The 19,845-nt window shown below is 58.7% G+C and carries 18 protein-coding genes; 7 read left to right on the top strand and 11 right to left on the bottom strand.

Features of this window, described 5'->3' with window-relative positions:
* Positions 1–37: 37 nt before the first annotated feature.
* From ACP4CD_RS02450 to ACP4CD_RS02440, 3 genes are all read right to left on the bottom strand, one after another.
* A complete protein-coding gene (locus ACP4CD_RS02450; RefSeq protein ID WP_426993309.1) occupies positions 38–2,221 on the bottom strand; it encodes a chemotaxis protein CheW in 2,184 nt (727 codons plus the stop codon).
* Positions 2,218–2,550, bottom strand: a complete 333-nt coding sequence (locus ACP4CD_RS02445; RefSeq protein WP_082885370.1) for an STAS domain-containing protein — start codon at positions 2,548–2,550, stop codon at positions 2,218–2,220. Before ACP4CD_RS02445 ends, ACP4CD_RS02450 begins: the two co-directional genes overlap by 4 nt.
* Positions 2,551–2,628: 78 nt before the next feature.
* Positions 2,629–3,840, bottom strand: a complete 1,212-nt coding sequence (locus ACP4CD_RS02440) for a methyl-accepting chemotaxis protein (RefSeq protein WP_064025672.1) — start codon at positions 3,838–3,840, stop codon at positions 2,629–2,631.
* A gap of 90 nt (positions 3,841–3,930) precedes the next feature.
* Between ACP4CD_RS02440 and ACP4CD_RS02435 the strand changes: the two genes are divergently transcribed.
* Genes ACP4CD_RS02435 through ACP4CD_RS02425 form a run of 3 tightly spaced genes read left to right on the top strand, consistent with a single transcriptional unit; the run spans position 3,931 to position 6,466 of the window.
* A complete protein-coding gene (locus tag ACP4CD_RS02435) occupies positions 3,931–4,752 on the top strand; it encodes a CheR family methyltransferase (RefSeq protein ID WP_426993306.1) in 822 nt (273 codons plus the stop codon).
* Positions 4,749–5,345 carry a chemotaxis protein CheD gene (locus ACP4CD_RS02430; protein ID WP_071157996.1) on the top strand — a complete coding sequence of 199 codons (597 nt, stop codon included), beginning with the start codon at positions 4,749–4,751 and terminating at the stop codon, positions 5,343–5,345. Before ACP4CD_RS02435 ends, ACP4CD_RS02430 begins: the two co-directional genes overlap by 4 nt.
* 23 nt (positions 5,346–5,368) lie before the next feature.
* The gene (locus ACP4CD_RS02425; RefSeq protein ID WP_064025678.1) at positions 5,369–6,466 is read left to right on the top strand and encodes a protein-glutamate methylesterase/protein-glutamine glutaminase; all 1,098 of its coding nucleotides are present in this window, start codon (positions 5,369–5,371) and stop codon (positions 6,464–6,466) included.
* A 12-nt stretch (positions 6,467–6,478) separates the two neighbouring features.
* On the opposite strand, the gene fucP is transcribed toward ACP4CD_RS02425, so the two are convergent.
* Entirely contained in the window at positions 6,479–7,747 is a 1,269-nt protein-coding gene (fucP, locus tag ACP4CD_RS02420) for an L-fucose:H+ symporter permease (RefSeq protein ID WP_426993304.1), read from the bottom strand.
* A gap of 12 nt (positions 7,748–7,759) precedes the next feature.
* Entirely contained in the window at positions 7,760–9,952 is a 2,193-nt protein-coding gene (locus ACP4CD_RS02415; protein WP_426993302.1) for a glycoside hydrolase family 3 N-terminal domain-containing protein, read from the bottom strand.
* Between the two features lie 234 nt (positions 9,953–10,186).
* On the opposite strand from ACP4CD_RS02415, the gene ACP4CD_RS02410 reads away from it, so the two are divergent.
* A complete protein-coding gene (locus tag ACP4CD_RS02410) occupies positions 10,187–11,086 on the top strand; it encodes a carbohydrate kinase family protein (protein WP_426993301.1) in 900 nt (299 codons plus the stop codon).
* Between the two features lie 36 nt (positions 11,087–11,122).
* Positions 11,123–11,266: a hypothetical protein gene (locus ACP4CD_RS02405; RefSeq protein WP_168029532.1), complete on the top strand. Its 144-nt coding sequence runs from the start codon at positions 11,123–11,125 to the stop codon at positions 11,264–11,266.
* 201 nt (positions 11,267–11,467) lie between these two features.
* Here the strand turns inward: ACP4CD_RS02405 and ACP4CD_RS02400 are convergent, their stop codons facing one another.
* Positions 11,468–12,352, bottom strand: a complete 885-nt coding sequence (locus ACP4CD_RS02400; RefSeq protein ID WP_426993300.1) for a LysR family transcriptional regulator — start codon at positions 12,350–12,352, stop codon at positions 11,468–11,470.
* Between the two features lie 162 nt (positions 12,353–12,514).
* On the opposite strand from ACP4CD_RS02400, the gene ACP4CD_RS02395 reads away from it, so the two are divergent.
* Positions 12,515–13,093, top strand: a complete 579-nt coding sequence (locus ACP4CD_RS02395; protein ID WP_064025688.1) for a beta-class carbonic anhydrase — start codon at positions 12,515–12,517, stop codon at positions 13,091–13,093.
* A gap of 205 nt (positions 13,094–13,298) precedes the next feature.
* Here ACP4CD_RS02395 and ACP4CD_RS02390 read toward each other — a convergent pair whose 3' ends face one another.
* The 5 genes from ACP4CD_RS02390 to ACP4CD_RS02370 form a co-directional block, all read right to left on the bottom strand.
* A complete protein-coding gene (locus ACP4CD_RS02390) occupies positions 13,299–14,708 on the bottom strand; it encodes an esterase-like activity of phytase family protein (protein WP_426993298.1) in 1,410 nt (469 codons plus the stop codon).
* Between the two features lie 120 nt (positions 14,709–14,828).
* Positions 14,829–15,170 carry a zinc ribbon domain-containing protein YjdM gene (locus ACP4CD_RS02385; RefSeq protein ID WP_168029538.1) on the bottom strand — a complete coding sequence of 114 codons (342 nt, stop codon included), beginning with the start codon at positions 15,168–15,170 and terminating at the stop codon, positions 14,829–14,831.
* A 93-nt stretch (positions 15,171–15,263) separates the two neighbouring features.
* Complete coding sequence (locus ACP4CD_RS02380) at positions 15,264–16,739, bottom strand: N-acetylmuramoyl-L-alanine amidase (RefSeq protein ID WP_426993295.1); 1,476 nt, start codon at positions 16,737–16,739, stop codon at positions 15,264–15,266.
* A gap of 34 nt (positions 16,740–16,773) precedes the next feature.
* Positions 16,774–17,247, bottom strand: a complete 474-nt coding sequence (gene tsaE, locus ACP4CD_RS02375; protein ID WP_426993294.1) for a tRNA (adenosine(37)-N6)-threonylcarbamoyltransferase complex ATPase subunit type 1 TsaE — start codon at positions 17,245–17,247, stop codon at positions 16,774–16,776.
* A complete protein-coding gene (locus tag ACP4CD_RS02370; RefSeq protein WP_426993292.1) occupies positions 17,244–18,698 on the bottom strand; it encodes an NAD(P)H-hydrate dehydratase in 1,455 nt (484 codons plus the stop codon). Before ACP4CD_RS02370 ends, tsaE begins: the two co-directional genes overlap by 4 nt.
* 49 nt (positions 18,699–18,747) lie before the next feature.
* On the opposite strand from ACP4CD_RS02370, the gene queG reads away from it, so the two are divergent.
* On the top strand, positions 18,748–19,824 hold the full coding sequence (queG, locus tag ACP4CD_RS02365) for a tRNA epoxyqueuosine(34) reductase QueG (RefSeq protein WP_426993291.1): 1,077 nt from the start codon (positions 18,748–18,750) through the stop codon (positions 19,822–19,824).
* Positions 19,825–19,845 lie beyond the last annotated feature (21 nt).

The following is a 19,845-nucleotide window of genomic DNA, read 5'->3' as shown; positions in this document are numbered from 1 at the left end:
ATAGACCCTGTTTGGCAAAGGAAAAAGTGATTTACTGTCACGCGCTGGATGCGGTTAATCGGGATGGGCGGCGCGTCATGGCGGCCTGGACCAGGCCGGGAACATCCAAAATCAAGGCCACGGTACCGTCGCCGAGTACCGTGGCGCCAGTAATACCGGTCAACTTTTCGAACACCTTGCCCAGCGGCTTGATGACGGTTTGGTGCTCGCCATGCAATTCGTCGACGACGAAACCGGCCTTGCCGCGACCGGATTTCACCACCACCATGCTTTCCCGGCGTCCCTCGCCGGTTTCGGTTCTGGGTTGCTGGAAATATTCGCTCAAGCGCAGGTAAGGCAACACCTGACCGCGCAGATTGATATAGTGCTCGACCTCGTCGATGTTGCATTCCTTATCACCCATCTCCAGACATTCGTCGACCAGATTGAGCGGAATGATGTAACGCTCGCGGTCGCAGCCAACCATGAATCCGTCGATGATCGCCAGCGTCAGCGGCAGCTCGATCCTGATCGTCGTGCCTTGGCCTTCGACGCTGTCGATCGCGACGCTACCGCGTAGCGCTTCGATGTTTTTCTTGACCACATCCATGCCGACGCCGCGCCCGGACAGGCTGGTCGCTTGTTCCTTGGTGCTGAGACCGGCCGCGAAAATCAGACCGTAAATTTCCTGGCGACTCAAACTATGATCGGCCTTGATCAAACCGGCGGCAATCGCCTTGGCGACAATTTTGTCGGCATTCAAGCCGGCGCCGTCATCGGAAACCTGAATGACAATGTGGCCGGACTGATGAAACGCGTTCAGATGCACGCTACCCTGGGCCGGCTTGCCGGCCGCCAAGCGCTGCTCCGGGGGTTCGATGCCGTGATCGAGCGCGTTTCTGACCAAATGCGTCAGCGGGTCGTTGATCTTTTCGACCATGGCTTTATCCAATTCGGTTTCGCCGCCGCTGATATAAAGCTCGATATCCTTGCGCAACTCCTTGCCAACATCCCGGACCACGCGCCGAAACCGCGAAAAAGTTTCGCCGATCTGCACCATCCTCAGCTCCAACGCGGTATCGCGTATCGATCCGACCAACGCGTTCATGCCGGCCGCGACATCTCCGGCATCGCCGAGACCATGGCGCTCGACGATTAAATTCATCGCCGCGCTGGAGATCACCAATTCGCCGACTAGATCGATCAGATGGCCCAGTTTGCCGGCATCGACGCGGATGTAATTGGCTTCGGCGGCCAACTTTTGCTTGGTCTGCTCCTGTTTCAGCAAGGCATGCTCGACGATGGGTTGCTGTACCACCTGTCTTTCCACCAGGATTTCACCAATCGGCTTGCCGGCTCCGGCGCATCGGGCGGCATCCTGTTCTCGCAACGCGGAGTCGATTTCGCCGCGCGTCAGGGCGCCGATTTCGACCAACATATCGCCGAGCTTTTGCCACTGCGACGGCTCCAAATTGTCCAATAACCCCAAGTAGTCGCTGAGCTTGGCCTTCGGCGGCAAAATTTTGATGTCGCAGTCGTCGACGATAAATTCGAAAACCGATTCGATGGTTTGCTTGTTCGCCTCGCTTTGCAAAGCGATCTTGAAATGCAGATAACAGCTTTCGGGGTCCATCGAATCGCCGGCCGGCATCGTCGGCGCCAGCGTCAATATCTGGCGAATCTCGCCCAGCGTGGTCAAATAGCGAATGAACGACAAGGGGTCCATGCCGTTGCGAAACGCATTCTCGCCGAATGCCAACGAAATGAGCCAGTGGTCGTCCGCTGAAATCGGTCCGCCGGCTTCACTGGTCAATACCGAAGCTTCCGGCGCCGGGCTAACCGCACCTTCGCACCGTCCGCCCAAACGGCCGATCAGCAAGCGCCCGCGTGCCACCAAATCCTCCGGCAACGCCGTTTCCGGCGCCGCCAGACAATGTTCAACCAGCTGGGCAACATGATCCTTGCTGTCCAACAACACGGAAATCAATTCGGCGTCGATCGGCCGCTCGCCCTGGCGGACGCCGTCAAGCACCGTTTCCGCTTCGTGCGTGAAAGCAACGATCGGATCGAATCCGAACAGCCCCGACGAACCCTTGATGGTATGCATGGCTCGAAACAAGCGGTTCACGATTTCGGCATCGCCAGGCGCCGACTCCAGCGCCAGCAACGCGTCTTCCATGTCGTTCAGCAACTCGCCGGCTTCCTGAGCAAAAATGTTTAATGCGGCATCGAAATCGCTCATGATTCATTCCCACTTGCGGTTAACACCATCGGATCGCCGAAATGCTCGCCCAGGTTCAACAATTCGAAGACATCGACGACGGCCTGACTATGGCCGATCAGCCGCATTGCGACATCCCGGCGCGCGCACTCTTGTTTCATGTACATCAACAACTGCACGCCGGCGCCGTCGAACTCGCGAACGGCGGATAGATCGATCTGCAATTCGCTGGCGACATCCAGATAGGCCGCCAATTGCCCGCGCGCATCGCGGACTTGATAGATCGTCAACTCAGCCTGCGCGGCGAGCTCCACTCGGCCGCCATCCACCGTTATTTCCCGGATGCTCACGAAACGCCCCTCACTACCGACCGGAACCGGCCACAAAGTTATCGTAATCGCCGAAGCCGCCGACGATTTTGTCTTGGATCAGAAAAACGTGATATCGCCGTCGTCCGCCGGCCCGGCACTCTCGACAGCCGCGCCTGAAGTATGATTGATCAGCTCTTCCGGCATCGTATAGCTTAGCTCCATCCTGGAAAGAATTTGCGCGACATCAAGGCTGCCGGCATGCCAGTCGCTACTGTCGTGACGGGTTTCGACCGCATTTTGCAGGCCTTCGAGATTGTGCTCGACATGGCTGAGCATTTGGCTGACCCGATCTTGAAATTGGAAAGCGATAAGTACCGAGAAAATCTCGTCGCGAATTTGGGCGCTATGACCTCGCAACAGATTGCCTTCGCTCTTGGAAGCATCCAGCGCGCGCTGCAAGTCGTCCAGCGCGGAACGTATCGACTGTTCCGCGTCGCGGATGGTTCTGTCGTCATTGCTGCCGGAAGCTTCCGACAATTTCAACGTCGACTCCATCGCCCGATTGATATCGCCGATGGCCTGACTGATTTTTTCGCCGGTTGACGACGAAAATCCGGCCAGCTTTCGGACTTCGTCGGCAACCACGGCGAATCCGCGCCCATTTTCGCCGGCGCGGGCAGCCTCGATCGCCGCGTTCAGCGCCAACAAATTAATTTGCTCGGCCACTTTGCGGACCTCCTTGGCCATCGAGTCCAACTGGCGGGTGTGCGACGACAATTTTCGAACTTCGTCGACGACGGTATGCTCGACTTCCTGAATTTGGCCCAAGGCCGCCAGCACAGCCGATAGCGCGCCGCGGCTCTCGTTGAATAGCGAATCCACGCTACGTCCGCCTGAGTTTTGGCCGGTGCCGGCAATCAACTGTTCCAGGTTGCCCGCCATCGCCGCGAAGCGATCGGTCAACACGGTGATTTCCCGTTCGGTGTGGGTGCGGGAGGTCTGAACTTGCCTCAGTACTATCGGCACGACTTGCAGGAACAAGCGTTCCAATTCGCCGACGTAAATCTTTAAATCGTTGACTTTATCGTCTTCGTCGCCTTGCCAGAATTGCGCGCAACGCTGAACCCGCTCGCGCAAGCGCACCGCCAAATATTGGCCGACCACAAACCCGCCGAGAACCAGACCGGCGGCCAGCGCCCACGAAAGTGGACTAAAATTCCCGAGTAGGACGACGGCCGAGCTGCTGAGCACGCTCAAACCGATCGGCAATAGACGGAAACTGGTGGCATCGGAAAGTTCGGCTGTCGATAGACCGGCTGGGGTTGGCATAGTGGTTCCGGAATTGAATAAAATGACTACGATTGATCTTAGTGGGTTTTATGGCATCATTCAACTTAACGGCGGCCCGTTATTCGGTTTGTGGAGGACCCAGTTATCAGCATTTCGCCCATCACGCCGGAAGAGTTCGAGCGGTTTCGCCGCTTGCTGCAAGAACACGCCGGCATCGCGCTACTCCCGGAAAAACGCGTCATGGTCGCCAGCCGCTTGGCTAAACGTCTGAACTTTTACGGCCTCGACAACTACGGCGCCTATTTCCGCCTAGCGACCGATCCCGAACACCCGGACGAGTTCCAGATACTGGTCAACGCGTTGACCACCAACGAAACCTATTTTTTCCGGGAACCCAGCCATTTCGAGTTCCTGCGCGACAAGATGCTCCCCGCCTGGCCGACTCAGCCGCTCAAAATCTGGAGCGCGGCTTGCTCCAGCGGCGAGGAGGCGTATTCGCTGGCGATGGTGCTGGCCGACAAAGGCCGCAATCGAGCCTGGGAAGTCCTGGGTTCCGACCTCAGTACCAGAGTACTGGAGGTCGCCAGAGCCGGCATATATCCACTGGACAGAATCGAACAATTGGAGCGCCGTCTGATGGAAAAATATTGCCTGAAGGGCGTCCGCAGCCAAGCCGGCCATTTCCGGGTCAACGCCGAGCTGCGCGAACGCGTCAAATTCGAGCAAATCAACCTGACCCAGCCCTTGCCCGGCCATCTCGGTAAATTCGACGCGATCTTTCTGCGCAACGTGTTGATCTATTTCGATCCGGATACCAAAAAACGCGTCGTCGAAAATCTGTTGCCCGCGCTGCAACCGCACGGCTACTTCGTCGTCAGCCACTCGGAAAGCCTGCACTCGGTCACGCAACGCCTGCAAACCGTCGTACCCTCGATCTACCGACTGTCATGAGAGCCACCCCTTACCGCAATACCCAACGCATAATCATCGATCCGGGGGAGCATTACGTATCCCGCAAGCCGGAAGTGATATCGACGCTGCTGGGCTCTTGCGTCGCGGTCTGCCTTTACGATTCGGTCAACGGCGTGTTCGGGATGAACCATTTTCTGCTGGCTTACAAACAACAAGCGGCAAATACGCCTATTATTCAGTCCGATTACGGCCGCTATGGCATTTATTCGATGGAATTGTTGATCAACGACATGATGAAAAAAGGCGCCGACCGCTCGCAACTGAAAGCCAAATGTTTCGGCGGCGGCAACGTTCTGAAACTTCGCGAAGACAGTTGGAATCGGCCGACGGTCGGCGACGTCAACGTTCAATTCGTTCGCGAATTTTTAAAAAACGAAAACATACCGATCGTCAGCGCCTGCCTGGGCGGCGACTACGGTCGCAACGTGCATTTCATGGGCAGCGATTTTTCGGTGTATATCAAAAAAATCGGCCACGGCCTGGAGCTGGCGGTGGTTCAGGACGAACGTCGGTTCTGGAAAAAAACCTTGGACGAAACCAAACGCACTACCGGCGACATCGATTTCTGGTAGCCACCCTCGGCAGGACGATTACTATGACGGACATCAAAATCTTCATCGTGGACGACTCGGCGGTCGTCAGACAGGTATTAACCGCGCTACTGGCCGACATTCCCGGTTTCAAGGTCATCGGTTCGGCGCCGGACCCGATCTTCGCGCAAGCCAAGATGGAAAAAGATTGGCCGGACGTGATCGTGTTGGATATCGAAATGCCGAGGATGGACGGCATCACCTTTCTACGCAAACTGATGAGCGAACGGCCGACGCCGGTGGTCATTTGCTCGACGTTGACCGCGCGCGGCGCCGAAGTGACGATGCAGGCCATGAGTGCCGGCGCGGTCGATATCATTACCAAGCCTACCGTCAACTTGAAGGGCTTTTTGCAGGAAGCCCAAAGCCAGGTTGCCGACGCAATCCGCGGCGCCGCCCGTGCCCGCGTCAAAAAGACCGCACCGGCCGGCCCGAAAGCCACGTTGACCGTCAACCCGAAATTGAACGCCGACTCGGTGATCGCGCCCTCGACCGCGACGACGATAGGCGAAACCACCGACCGGGTCGTGGCGATCGGCACTTCGACCGGCGGCACTCAGGCCCTGGAATACGTATTGACCCGACTGCCGCGCACCACGCCGGGCATCGTCGTCGTGCAACACATGCCCGAAGCCTTTACCGCCGCGTTCGCCAAGCGCCTGGATAGTTTGTGTCAAATCAACGTCAAGGAAGCCGAGCAAGACGACCGGGTTATTCCTGGCTTGGCGCTGATCGCGCCGGGCGGCAAGCATATGTTGCTGAGGCGTAGCGGCGCCCAATATCGGGTGGAAATCAAGGACGGCCCGTTGGTCAGTCGGCATCGGCCGTCGGTCGACGTGCTATTCCGCTCGGCGGCCCAGGCGGCCGGCCGAAACGCGTTGGGCATCATCATGACCGGCATGGGCGACGACGGCGCCCACGGGATGAAGGAATTGCACGACACCGGCGCCTTGACCGTCGCACAGGACGAGGCCAGTTGCGTGGTCTACGGCATGCCCAAGGAAGCCGTGAAACTGGGGGCAACCGACGGCGAACTGCCGCTATCGGCGATACCGGAGTTAATCATCCATTCGCCGACTCGCGCCAAGTTCCTGAAAGGCTGAGGCGCCAAGACATTAAGCAACTTGCAGCGCGCGGCACCGCCAGCCGTAATAGGCGATGTACAGATAGCACAGCAGTGGGACGATAAACGCATGTTGTATCCCCCAGCGATCCGCCAACGCGCCTTGCAACACCGGTAAAATCGCGCCGCCGACAATCGCGGCGCAGAGTATCCCGGAGCCTTGCCCGGTATGTTTGCCCAAGCCGGTCAAGGCCAGCGAAAATATGGTCGGAAACATGATGGAGTTAAACAAGCCGACCGCTAAGATCGTCCACATCGCCCAGCCGCCGCCGATCAACATCGTCGCGGCCACCAAACCCGCCGCGCTCAAGGCGTTGAACGCCAGCACGCCGCCGGGCGCCAATGAACGCATCGCCGCCGCGCCGACGAAGCGGCCGACCATCGCCCCGCCCCAATAAAACGACACATAGCGACCGGCTTCGGCTTCGGTGAAGCCGCCGATGTCCGGCTGGCTCAGAAAACTCACCAAGAAGCTGCCGATAGACACTTCGCCGCCGACGTAAACAAAAATCGCCAGCGCACCCAGCACCAGATGTGGGTAACACCAGGCGCTGGCCCGGCTGTCGCCGCCTACGCCATCGGCTGACGACGCTTCGGCTCCGACGGCCGGCAGTTTCAGCAGCGCAAACACGACCGCCAGTAAAAACAGCACCGTCGCCAACAGCAAATACGGATGCTGTACCGCCGCCGCTTCGACGGCCTGATTGGCCGCCAAGTCCTCCGCGCTCAAACCTTGAATCTGCTCGGCGCTTTTCACCGCCGTCGCCAATATCAACCAGGACCCGAAAAACGGCGCCAGCGTGGTGCCCAGCGAATTGAAGGCCTGAGTCAAGGTCAAGCGACTCGATGCGGTTTCCGGTGGCCCAAGCACCGTGACGTAAGGGTTGGCGGCGACCTGCAACAAGGTAATTCCTGAAGCCAACACGAAAAACGCGGTCAAAAACAGTGGATACAGGCGCAGCCAGGCCGCCGGATAAAACAACAGACAACCGCAGCCCGCCACAGCCAAGCCGATAACGATACCGCGTTGGTAACCGAGCTTTTCGACCAACAGGCCGCTCGGCACCGACATCACGAAGTAGGCCGCGAAAAAGCAAAACTGAATCAGCATCGCCTGGAAGTAGTTCAACGTGAACACCGCCTTCAAATGCGGAATCAGAATGTCGTTCAGGCAGGTGATGAAACCCCAGATGAAAAACAGCGAAGTCAGGATCGTCAGCGAACCCAGATGCGGGTTGGCGGCTTTCGGCGCGTCGGTCATGGCACTCTCCGCTTAATTCGGCAAGACACTGAACGGCACGGATTCGTCACCGACCATCACCTTGAAATCGCCCGGTTCGACGACACGCCGCATATTCAATCCGATGAAGGACATGGCCTGAGCGGTCAACGTAAAATGCAAGGTCTTTTGCTCGCCGGGCTGCAACTCGACTTTCTCGAAGGCTTTTAGCTGCTTGACCGGGCGCGATACCGAAGCCGCTATGTCGTTCAAGTAAACCAGCACGGTTTCCTTGCCGGTCCGCGTGCCGGTATTTTTAACCCTGACGCTAACTTCCACGCTGTCGCCGGCTTTGATTTGCGCCGGTTTCACCAACAATCCACTGGTTTCGAAATGGGTGTAACTCAAGCCGTGGCCGAACGGATACAAGGGCCGATATTGATTGGTCTCGTAAGCTTCGATGGGTTTATGGTCGTAGGGCGTGATGTCGTTGACCACGCGCGGGTAGGAAATCGGCAGTTTGCCGCTCGGGTTGACATCGCCGAACAAAATGTCGGCCAGCGCCGCGCCGCCTTCCATACCGGGCAAAAAGCCCAATACCACCGCCCTCGCCTTGTCGGCGATTTCGGTGATGATGCGCGGCCGGCCGCCGAAAGTCACCAACACCACCGGCTTGCCGATTTCGAAGATCGCCCTAGCCAACTGCAGTTGCACCGGGTCCAGCGCCAACGAGTCAATATTACCCTCGGTTTCGGTATAGGTTTTTTCGCCCAGCGCCAACACCACCACGTCGTGTTTGCGGGCTTCGTTAACCGCCTGTTCAATGTTGATTTCATCGCTGAAACGCTGACCGCCGACAAAGGTGACTTGGCCGCTGGTTTTACGCTGAATCGCCTGCAACAACGTCGGATACTGTTTCGGATACAGTTCCTCGGATGCGCCTTGCCAGGTAATCGTCCAACCGCCGTTCATCACACTGAGCAGATTGGCGGTCGGACCGGTCACCAAAATACTGGCTGTTTTGGACAGCGGCAGCATGCGGTTGTCGTTTTTCGCCAAGACAATGGCTTCCCGCGCCGCTTGTCGATTGACCTCAACCGCCTCGGCGGTTGCGAAATAGCCGGCCACCGGCAACGCCGGCTCGGTACGCTCGAACAGACCGGTTTGGAATTTGACGCGCAGAATGCGCGCCACCGCCTCGTCGATACGGCTGACCGGCACTTCGCCGCTTTTGGCTAAATCCAGCAATAAATCGTAAAAGCTGAAATTGAACGGCACCATGCTCATATCCACGCCGGCCATCACCGCCATCTTCACCGCCTCGCGCGGGCTGGCCGCCAGTTTGTCGCGGGTGTGCAGACGGATGATGTCTTCCCAGTCCGACACCGTGAAGCCTTTGAAACCCAGTTCGCCGCGCAGGATCTCGGTCAGATAATGATAATTGGCGTGGCCGGGTATGCCATCGACTTCGGCCGAGTTAATCATCACGCTCGGCGCGCCGGCCAATACGCCGGCTTCGAATCCGGGTAAAAACCATTCGCGCAAGGCCCGTTCGCCGATCCAGGCCGGCGTGCGATCCTTGCCGTTCAACGGATAGCTGTAGCCGACGTAATGCTTTAGACAGGTCGGCGCCTTGTCGGCGGCGGCCATATCCTCGCCCTGGTGGCCTTTAATGAACGCGCCGCCCAAGGTTTGCGCCAGATGCACGTCCTCGCCGTAGGTTTCCCACAAGCGCGGCCACAGCGGCTGTCGGCCAATGTCCATCACCGGCGAGAAATTCCAGTCCAAACCGGAAGCTTTGACCTCGCGGGCGACGATTTCGCCTTCCTTGAACGACAATTCGGGATTGAAGGTCGCCGCCATGCTGATCGCCTGCGGAAACAAGACCGAGTTTTGGGTATAGGTGGCGCCGTGGATCGCGTCGATGCCGTAAATCACCGGAATTTTCAAGCGCGACCGCGCGGCGGTGTCCCGAATGCGTTGGGTGATGTTCCGCCATTTTTCGATAGGCTGGGCACGGTTGTTCGGCGTGGTCGGCGTATTCAGAATCGAACCGACGTGATGATTAAAGATGGCGTCGTCCAATTTGGCTTGATCGACCGGATTCTCGGCATCCTGACCATTGGCGACCGACACCACGCTGAAGTCGATCTGGGTCATTTGGCCGACTTTTTCTTCCAACGTCATTTGCGCCAATAGCGCTTGCACTCGCTCTTCCACGGGACTTGGGTTGGGTTCAGCGCTCAAGACGGACTCCGACAAAACGAATAAGGAAAGGGACACTAAAACGGCTTTGATATTCAAGGTTTTGGTAAAGGTAACGGGATAAACCGGCCGGCCGGCGAACATACCGGCCGCGACGCGACCGGAAAAACGGACGACATTAAATCATCTGCCCGCCTGCGTCTCAAGGCATCGCCGGACTTTTCCGGTCGGTTCGGAAGGTATAATCGCTCATTTAACCACGAACACAATCCGCCGATGACAACGAACGCCCAACGCTTGGATGTACTTTGCATAGGTCACGCCAGTTACGACCTGGTATTCGCGATTTCGCACCATCCCGGTCCCGACGAAAAGACCGTCGCCGACGACTTGCTTGGCTGCGGCGGCGGACCGGCCGCCAACGCGGCGGTGGCGGTCGCCCGATTGGGCGCTAGCGCCGGCTTCTGCGGCTATTTGGGCAACGACGTCTACGGCGACAGCCACTTGCGGGAATTGCTGGCGACCGGGGTCGGTACGCAATGGGTGGTGCGCGGCGATTCGCCGACGCCGCTATCGGCGGTACTGGTCAAGCCCAACGGCCAACGGGCCCTCATCAATTACAAAGGCGGGACCGAAGCCTTGCCGGCCGAGCGATTAAGCTTCACCGGCCGGGAAGCCAAAGTCCTGCTTTGCGACGGTCACGAACCGGGACTCTCGCTGACCGCGCTGGCGGCGGCGGACGACAAGACCGGCAGCGTGCTGGACGGCGGCTCGCTGCACGCCGGCACCTTGGCCTTGCTGGACAAAGTCGATTACGCGATTTGCTCGGAAAAAATGGCCGTGCAATATGCCGGCGACGAACAGGCGGCGCTCGTCAAATTCGCCGAACTGGCGCCTGTTGCCGTCATCACGCTCGGCGCGCGCGGTTTGATCTGGCGGCGCGGCACGGAAACCGGCGCGTTGGAAGCGCCGCCGGTGCTGGCGGTGGACAGCACCGGCGCCGGCGATGCGTTTCACGGCGCCTTCGCCGCCGGTCTGGCCGCCGGCCTGGAATGGCAAACCCTGTTGCGCTACGCCAGCGCGGCAGGCGCCTTGTGCTGCACACGCTTGGGCGCCAGACCCGGCCTGCCGACGCTCGAACAACAGCTCGCGCTGCTCGCGCAATGGCGTCAGTAAACCAATACCGCCAAAATCGGCTCCCTCTGGACTCTATTGCGTGAATCCAAGGGAGCAAAAGCCGCCGCCGGCCGGGCGATAGGCGTGTATCCGCTGGATAACGACGCGGAAGCACAAGCAATTTACGCCAGTCATAAGCTTGAGCAACAGACTGAAACCAAGCAAATCGGTTTCAACTAAAGGCAATCCGCCGGTAGACTACGATTCCAGGTTTGGCGGATTTGGCAAAGGTTATCAGGCAAATCGATGTTTACCGTTACGGGCATGACGGAGCAAGTCGACATTCAGCTCTCGAGGATGATCAGTGAAACCTGTGTTTGACCCGCAATCGCGACTCGGCGGCCAACTTGGGTCCATCCGAATCGTCTCTTGCCTCTCGCGTCACTTGCCGAAATAGTCCAGCAGAAATTCGACGAAGGCGGTGAGTTTGGCCGGATAAAATCGGCGTTGCAAATAGGTGGCGTAGACCGCCAGCGCTGGGCGCTGGTAATCCTTGAGAATTTCGACCAACTCGCCATTTTGCAAATGCGGCGCGGCCGACAGGCGCGGCGCCCGCACGATGCCCATGCCCAACGCGGCGGCTTGGCAGAGCGCCCGGCCGTTGTTGGAGGCCAGCAACCAATCCACTTTAATCCGCTGCAATTCGCCGGCGACGTTAAACAACCAATAATCGCCGTGCGGTGTATCGACGTAATGCAGGCAGCGGTGGTCGCTCAAATCCTCTATATGTTGCGGCGTGCCTTGTTCGGTCAAATAGGCGGGAGACGCATAGGTGCATAGTTCGGTTTCTGCGATCTTGCGCGCCACTACGCCGGGGTCCAGGGTATCGGTGACCAACAGCGAAATGTCGAAATTGCCGATGCGCAAATTAGGCGGTTTGTTGTCCAAGGTCATCAATATCTTGATTTCCGGATAGGTCAGCAAAAAGCGTTCGATGACCGGTACCATGTACATGCCGCCGAAATCGATCGGCGCACTGACCTTGATGTGGCCCTTGATACGCTCGCCCATCTGACCGGTAGCGGCTTCCAAATCGGCCAAGTCCTCCAGCAACTGCCGGCTGCGATGGTAGTAAGCCTCGCCGGCACTGGTCAAACTCAAGCTACGCGTGGTGCGGTTCAACAGAACCACGCCTAACGACGCTTCGAGCTGGGCCATATATTTGCTGACCATCATCGTCGAGCACTTCAATTCTCGAGCAACCGCCGAGAAGGTGCCGAGCTCGACGATCCGGCAAAACACCCGCATGTTGTTAAACTTATCCATGGCACCTATTTATAAACCTGTGGTTTAAGATTTATAAACCAATTCGCCTCTTTAAACCAGAGAGCAAGGTCGATAGAATGCGCCCCGGAGATAGTCGTTACATCGTCTGGTTTTGCTGTCTTAAACCAGACGTCTTTTCCACCCCACCCCACCGAGGTAATTATGAGCAAAATTCTTAACGAAGTACTCCTAGCCAATCGCGGCTATGTCGCCGAATTCAACAAAGGCGATCTGGCGATGCCGCCCGCCCGCCAATTCGCCATTCTGACCTGCATGGACGCCCGCCTAGACCCTGCCAAATACGCCGGTCTGTCCGAGGGCGACGCCCACGTCATCCGTAACGCCGGCGGCCGCGCCAGCGACGACGCAATTCGCTCGCTAGTGATTTCTTATAAATTGCTGGGCACGAAAGAGTGGTTTGTGATTCACCATACCGATTGCGGCATGGAAACCTTCACCAACGAAATCATGAGCGATTTGCTGGCCAGCAGCCTGGAAACCGCCAGCGTCGACGCGTCCGGCTGGCACGATCACGGCGCGGGTCCAGGTTCCACCGACGGCAAATTCATCAATTGGCTGACCATTAAGAATCAAGCGGACAGCGTGTTGGAAGACGTCAAGCGCATCAAGGCCCATCCATTGGTTCCGGGTAACATTCCGGTGTATGGATACGTTTACGACGTCAAAACCGGCAGCCTGATCGAGGTTCCGGAGGCCACCGCGGCCGGCGCCGCCAGTTAAAGCGCCCGCCACGCGGAAAAATGCCGGCTCGTGCGTCACACCAGCCGGTTTTCAAGCATTTCCTTACTTCGAAAGCCGTCGATCGCGGCTGAAGCCGCTACAAGCATTTTTTTCGTTCTCCAGACCGAAAACCATTTGACGATCATTGGTGCAAGGCGACCGAGCGACTAAAGCTACGGCCATCTCAGTCGCCAATCCGGCCGGCTCAGTCGCGGCCTTTCCCGCGATAAGCGACCCAGCCCAGCAGAACGGAACCGAACATCCAAAACGCCGCCGGTAGCGGTACCGGCGCGACGTAGCCGGCCAAATCGGCGGCCGAAGCCTTGTAGGCGTGCAGCACGCCCGGCAGCAGGCTGTATTCGTCGGTCAGACTGGCGGCACTACCATTTGAAGTCCACGCACAACCGCTGGTTTCGCCCAGCGGGCATTGAATCGAGCCGGCATAAGGATCGGTATCGCTAAACCGAAAGTACACGTCGAATTGCTGGCCGCTACCGTTTTGGGTGACGCTGTAGTCGTTGTCGGTGCCGGCCAACATTAGATAACTGCCGTCGGCCAATTTAGGTCCTATTGCCAGTCCTTCCCATTTCTCCGGCGACTTATTGCCCAACGCCGCCAGCGTGTTGGCGTCCAGGTCGATAATTTGCGCGGACTTGCTCACTTTGGTATAGCTCGCACCGGAGTCCAGATCGATGTTGCTGACATCGGTCGCCCCGGCCAGATCGATCTTATAGACTTCCTTATCGGCGGTCGCCAAGTCGGCGCCGACGCCGACGCCGCGATTGTTGCGCTCCAACACGAAAAACTCGTGGTCGTTGATCGCCACCAACGCCGATACGCCCTGGCCTTGGCCGGAACGCTTCATTTCGTAGGCATACTGCGCCACGGCGGCGCCGGTTTCGGTATCGAACTTGACAATGCGGTTAATTTTGCCGCTACCGGCCCCTTCATCCAGCATCGCGCTTTGCAGGATCGCGTAGGCGTATTTGCCGTCCGGACTGATCGCCAAGCCTTCGAAACCGCGGTTGGTGCGCTTGCCGGCATCGTTACCGGTGTCGGCCGCGTAATTGGCCGTACCGCTGACGCTGTTACGCGGCACCAGATTCGCCGGCGTCGCATAAGTTTTCACCACGGCGCCGGTGTTGCGGTCGATTTCGTACAAGGACGGACCGTATTCGTCGGACACCAGCAAATTACCGCTGCGCGGATTGACCACCACACCTTCCGGATCGAAGGCGTTACCCAAGGTTCCGGTCGGATTGGGGGCAATGCCGTTCAGGGCCGCGCCGGACTTGGAAAACTTCAGCGTTTGCAGCAGCGTGAAATTGGAAATCGCGCCGGTTTGGCTATCGATGTCCAAACTGAAGCGTTGCACGCGGGTCTCGTAATTCAACGAACCGCCGCCGGGACCGCGGTCGGACAAGCCCCACCACTCGTTACGGTTGGGATCGTAATAAATGTCGGAGAAAAAGCCGACCCGGCCGTCGTTGACCGACGTGCCGAAACTGTCGCCGGTCGCGCCGGAAATGGTCAATCCGTTGACGAAAACCGGTGTCGCTATAGCCGCATTGGCCAACAGCATCCCGGAGCAAAACAGGGTGGATGTTAAACGCATGAAGGATGTCTCGAATCATGGGATGGAAAAGCCCCGATTCTATCCAGCGTTTATGACAGCAACGTTGCAAAAAACCGTCGCTCGGCTTTAGTGGTCGGCCGTCCGGCCGGCGGCGTTTGTTCAAGCCTTTTTAACGAATTCCGACTTCAAACCCATCGCGCCGATACCGTCGATCTTGCAGTCGATATCGTGGTCTCCGTCCACCAAACGGATGTTCCTAACTTTGGTCCCGACCTTGACGACAGCCGACGAACCCTTGACTTTCAGATCCTTAATCACGGTCACGCTGTCGCCGTCCTGAAGCACGTTGCCGTAGGCATCGGTCACGACCTTGGCCGCTTCGCCGGCGTCGGTGTTGGCTTGCTTCGCCCATTCGTGTCCGCACTCGGGACAAACATAACTTTCGCCGTCTTCGTAGGTGAACTCCGATTGGCATTGGGGACAGTTGGGCAGTTGAGTCATATCGAGCTCCAGGCTTGGTTGTAAAAAACCTGCCAATTTACAGCGCAACCGGCGGAAAAGTCAAAGCGCTTGGACGCGACCACCCGGTAAAAATCAGCTGCTGCGAGGGATTTGTATGACTTGGCCGGCACGCAGATTGCCGTCGTTCATTGCGTTGGCATCGCGGATCGCCCGCATCGAAACGCCGTATTGTTGGGCGATTTCCGATAAAGTCTCACCGCGCCCGATCACGTGTTGGTTGGCCGACGGCGCCGCGACCACAACGGTTTCGCTAACTGCCGACGGCGTCGGCTCCGTTTTGACGGCCGCCACCGGCTCGGTTTTTTCGATCGCGGCCAGACGGCTGCCGCCGCCGGCTTTATACAACTGCGCCATCAGCGTGCCGGCCGGCGCGTATTGCCGGAAATGCGCCATGATGCCGCCGAACACTGCCGAGGCCATCTGTTGCTGATAGCCGGCGCTGTTCAGTCGGCGCTCTTCGTCCGGGTTGGAAATAAACGCCGTTTCCACCAAAATCGACGGAATCGGCGACTTCAACACAACGAAACCGGCTTTTTGGACGTTGCTGCGATGTAAATGTCCCACCGACTTGACGTTTTTCAGAACCTTGTTGCCGATGTGCAGGCTGGCATCCTTGGCCGCCTTTTGCGAGAGATCCATCAATACCGAAGCCAAGGCCTCATCGCGACCGTCGCCGCCCCCAACTTTATCCGCCGCGTTTTCGCTGTCCGCCAAAAACCGGGCCACCGCGCTGGACGCACCGTTATTCGACAGGGTATAGACCGAAGCGCCATGGGCGGACGGATCGTCGAACGCATCGGCATGAATGGACACGAACAAATCCGCCTTGGCGTCTTGGGCGATGCGCACCCGCTCGCGTAGCTTGACGAAATAGTCGCCGTTCCGAATCATCACGGCTTTCATGCCCGGTTGGCGATTGATGGAAGCCGCCAATCGTTTGGCGATAGCCAGTACCACGTCTTTTTCTTGCGTGCCGTTGTTACCCTGAGCGCCTACGTCCTTACCGCCGTGACCGGCGTCGATGGCGACGACAATGTCCCGGCCCTTGGCCTTAAGGGCGGATTTCAATACCGCCGGCTTTAACTCCGGCTTCGCAACCGGCTCTTGGGCAAGCGCGGCTTTTTCCAACTTAGCGACTTCCGGCTTAACCAGCGGTTTCAGTGCCGCTACCGGCTCGTCCTTGGGCGTTAATTGAATTTGCAAGGCGTTACCGGACAGCGCGGCCTTGGCATCGGCGTCGCTTTTGAGTTCGACGACGACTCGCACATCGTTGCCGTTGTGCATGCCGCTACGGACATTCAGAAACAAGGGATGATCGGCGGGCGGCTGCGCGGGTGGCGCGGCGAATTTGGCGTCGACGAAATCGACGACCAAACGGCTAGGACTTTTCAACACGAATGCGTGGTGTTTGACCGGACCCGGCAACGCGAACGACACTTGCGACGCGGCTCCGTACTGGATACCGGCCAGTTCGGCCTGAGCCGCCAAAACGGCATGAGCGGCGGTAGACAAGACCACCGCCCAGAAAATTCGAGACATTCGCTGCATAGCCGTTAGCCCAAAAGTGACAATTCCGTTGAGATTATAGCAATAGGTCTTTGTTTTTCCAGTGTAGTTTTATCGAATTTTCCCAATCGCCACGTAAGTGATTGATTTGAACCACACGATGCTCGCCAACGTAATTCAGGGTCAATTCCAGGTCGGCCGCCGGCAGTTGTCCCATCCCCATCTCCGGCCATTCGATACAACACCAAGCCCGCTCGCCCAGATAGTCGGCCATCCCTATCCATTCCAATTCCTCGGGATCTTTCAGCCGATACAAATCAAAATGAAACAAGGCGCGGCCGTTTAAGCGGTATTCCTCGACCAAACTGAAAGTCGGACTTTTGACGGTTCCGCCATAGCCGGCCGCGCGCAACGCGCCGCGGATCAGCGTGGTTTTGCCCGCCCCCAGATCGCCGTTCAAAAACATCAGGCATTTGTCCGGCATTGCTTGCCACAACGCCGCGCCGAAGGCCTCGGTTTCCGAAGCGTCGGTCAATTCGATTTCGATCAATTGAGTAACTCTCTGATTTCCGCTGGCAAATCGCCGGCCAACAAGCCGCGCTCGCCGTGACGCAAGGCCAGGCGGTCGGCGGCTTCGCCGTGTACGTAAACACCCAGTCTGGCCGCTTCCGGCGCCGACCAGCCCTGCGCCAGTAATCCTCCCAACAGTCCGGCGAGGACATCGCCCATGCCGCCGCTAGCCATGCCGGGATTGCCGGTGGACGACACGTAGATGCGCTCGCCATCGCCAACCAGACTACCCGCGCCTTTCAGTACGCAAACACCGCCGTAGCGCTGTTGCAAGCTCACTAACGCCGCAAACCGGTCGGCACCGACTTGGGCGGTCGTCGAACCCAACAAACGAGCGGCTTCGCCGGGATGTGGGGTTAAAATCCAATGATCGCGGCGTTCGGATCTCGACGCCAACAGGTTCAAGGCATCGGCATCCACCACGCAGGGCTTGCCGGACGCCAGTACCGCCGCGAACATCGTCCGTGCCCAGGCGTCTTGCCCCAAACCCGGACCAACAACGACGACGCTGGCCTTGTCCAACAGACTTGCCAAATCTGCGGAGGATTCGACGCCGTGGCACATCAATTCCGGCCGGCCAAGATTCAGGACGGCGCTATGCACGGCTCGCGTCGCGATGCTGACTAAGCCGGCACCAGTGCGTAACGCGGCTTCGCCGGCCAATCGAATCGCGCCGCTATAACCCAGATTGCCGCCAACCGCCAATACATGGCCGCAGTGGCCTTTATGCGCGACGCGCGGGCGAGGCGGCGGCGGAATTTTGGTCAGTCGGTAAATCGAACCGGCAGCCGCCAACACCTCGTCGGGCAAGGCCAGGCTATCGCACACGACTTCGCCGCAATAGTCGGCCGCAAAACCGGTCAACAAGCCGCGTTTCAGCCCGATAAAGGTCACGGTCAAATCGGCGGCCACCGCACAGCCCAAGACATTGCCGGTATCCGCGTCCAATCCGGACGGTACATCGAGAGCGACTACCGGCGCGGCGGATGCGTTGATCGCGGCGATTGCCGACGCGTAAGGCTCGGATACCGGCCGGCTCAAGCCGATGCCGAGTAGTGCGTCGACGACCACGCTGTCGCCGGGCAGACTGTCGCCCAACGCTTCGACCCGGCCGCCGGCCTGAAAATAACGCTCGGCGGCGTCGGCGGCATCCACCGGCAAACCGGCCGGATTGCTTAACGCATAAACATCGACGCGATAACCGGCCAGCAAGGCCAAGCGCGCCACGACATAGCCGTCGCCGGCATTATTGCCGGCACCGCAAAACACCGTCAGGCGCCTACGTTCCGGCCAGTGGCGCCGGATTTGTTCGAACGCGGCCGCCCCAGCCCTGGCCATCATGACCGCACCGGCGATGCCGTGTTCGGCCATCGCTCGCCGTTCGGCTTCGCGGATTTCGGCAACACTGTAGAGTTGGTCGGCTGAGGGCATGGGCTTGTGTAAAATGACGCAGTAAACCCATTATATTTTCCTGCCCGCCATGCCCCCAAGTCATTTCGTCGCCACCGAGGAATTCGTTGCCAACATTCGGGCCTGGGCCCTGGACTTGGGCTTTCAACAACTCGGCATCAGCGATACCGATCTGACCAGCGCCGAAGGCCACTTGCAGCGTTGGCTGGCGAACGGGATGCACGGCGAGATGCACTATATGGCGGCGCATGGCCTTAAACGCAGCCGGCCGGCCGACTTGCAGCCGGGCACGCTCAGCATCATTTCGGCGCGGATGGATTATCTACCGGAGCATCGGAGCAGCATGGCCGAGCGGCTGAACGATCCGGCCGCTGCCTTCGTGTCGCGCTACGCCCTGGGCCGCGATTATCATAAACTGTTACGTAGCCGTCTGCAAAAACTGGCCGACAAAATCGCCGCCGAGATCGGCCGATTCGGCTACCGGGTGTTCGTCGACAGCGCACCGGTACTGGAAAAAGCCATCGCCGAGAAAGCCGGGCTGGGCTGGATAGGCAAGCACAGTAATTTAATCAACCGCCGAGCCGGCTCCTGGTTTTTCCTCGGCGAAATCTATACCGATCTGGCCCTGCCGGCCGACACGCCGGTCGCTTCGCATTGCGGCAGTTGCCGAGCCTGCCTGGACATCTGCCCGACCCAAGCCATCGTCGCGCCTTACCGAGTCGATGCCCGGCGTTGCGTGTCTTATTTGACGATCGAATTGCACGGCAGCATTCCCGAGGAACTGCGACCGCTGCTCGGCAACCGGATTTACGGCTGCGACGACTGCCAATTGATTTGCCCGTGGAATCGCTACGCCACACTCAGCGGAGAAGCGGACTTTCGCCCTCGCCACCGCTTGGACCGCGCCACGCTGATCGAACTATTCGGCTGGAGCGAAACCGAATTCCTGCAACGCACCGAAGGCTCGGCGATCCGCCGCATCGGCCACGCGCGCTGGCTACGCAATATCGCCGTCGCGCTCGGGAATGCCAGGCCAGACGCGGCGATTCGCGCGGCGTTGGCCGGCCGGCTGGACCACGATTCAGAGCTGGTCAGGGAACACGTGGTTTGGGCGTTGCGGCGGCAGACCACGGAAGCCGAAACTTGAGCCACGGCTGAAACTTGCGGT

Source organism: Methylomonas stagni, assembly GCF_050154735.1.
Lineage (GTDB): Bacteria > Pseudomonadota > Gammaproteobacteria > Methylococcales > Methylomonadaceae > Methylomonas > Methylomonas koyamae_A.
Note: the sequence above shows the minus strand (reverse complement) of the source record. Positions and strands in the feature narration are given on the sequence as shown.

Excerpts from the sequence above, each read along its gene's own strand:
- ACP4CD_RS02450 (WP_426993309.1), bottom strand. The coding sequence starts at position 2,221 with ATGAGCGATTTCGATGCCGCATTAAACATTTTTGCTCAGGAAGCCGGC.
- ACP4CD_RS02440 (WP_064025672.1), bottom strand. The coding sequence starts at position 3,840 with ATGCCAACCCCAGCCGGTCTATCGACAGCCGAACTTTCCGATGCCACC.
- ACP4CD_RS02430 (WP_071157996.1), top strand. The coding sequence starts at position 4,749 with ATGAGAGCCACCCCTTACCGCAATACCCAACGCATAATCATCGATCCG.
- ACP4CD_RS02425 (WP_064025678.1), top strand. The coding sequence starts at position 5,369 with ATGACGGACATCAAAATCTTCATCGTGGACGACTCGGCGGTCGTCAGA.
- fucP (WP_426993304.1), bottom strand. The coding sequence starts at position 7,747 with ATGACCGACGCGCCGAAAGCCGCCAACCCGCATCTGGGTTCGCTGACG.
- ACP4CD_RS02410 (WP_426993301.1), top strand. The coding sequence starts at position 10,187 with ATGACAACGAACGCCCAACGCTTGGATGTACTTTGCATAGGTCACGCC.
- ACP4CD_RS02400 (WP_426993300.1), bottom strand. The coding sequence starts at position 12,352 with ATGGATAAGTTTAACAACATGCGGGTGTTTTGCCGGATCGTCGAGCTC.
- ACP4CD_RS02395 (WP_064025688.1), top strand. The coding sequence starts at position 12,515 with ATGAGCAAAATTCTTAACGAAGTACTCCTAGCCAATCGCGGCTATGTC.
- ACP4CD_RS02390 (WP_426993298.1), bottom strand. The coding sequence starts at position 14,708 with ATGCGTTTAACATCCACCCTGTTTTGCTCCGGGATGCTGTTGGCCAAT.
- ACP4CD_RS02385 (WP_168029538.1), bottom strand. The coding sequence starts at position 15,170 with ATGACTCAACTGCCCAACTGTCCCCAATGCCAATCGGAGTTCACCTAC.
- ACP4CD_RS02380 (WP_426993295.1), bottom strand. The coding sequence starts at position 16,739 with ATGCAGCGAATGTCTCGAATTTTCTGGGCGGTGGTCTTGTCTACCGCC.
- ACP4CD_RS02370 (WP_426993292.1), bottom strand. The coding sequence starts at position 18,698 with ATGCCCTCAGCCGACCAACTCTACAGTGTTGCCGAAATCCGCGAAGCC.
- queG (WP_426993291.1), top strand. The coding sequence starts at position 18,748 with ATGCCCCCAAGTCATTTCGTCGCCACCGAGGAATTCGTTGCCAACATT.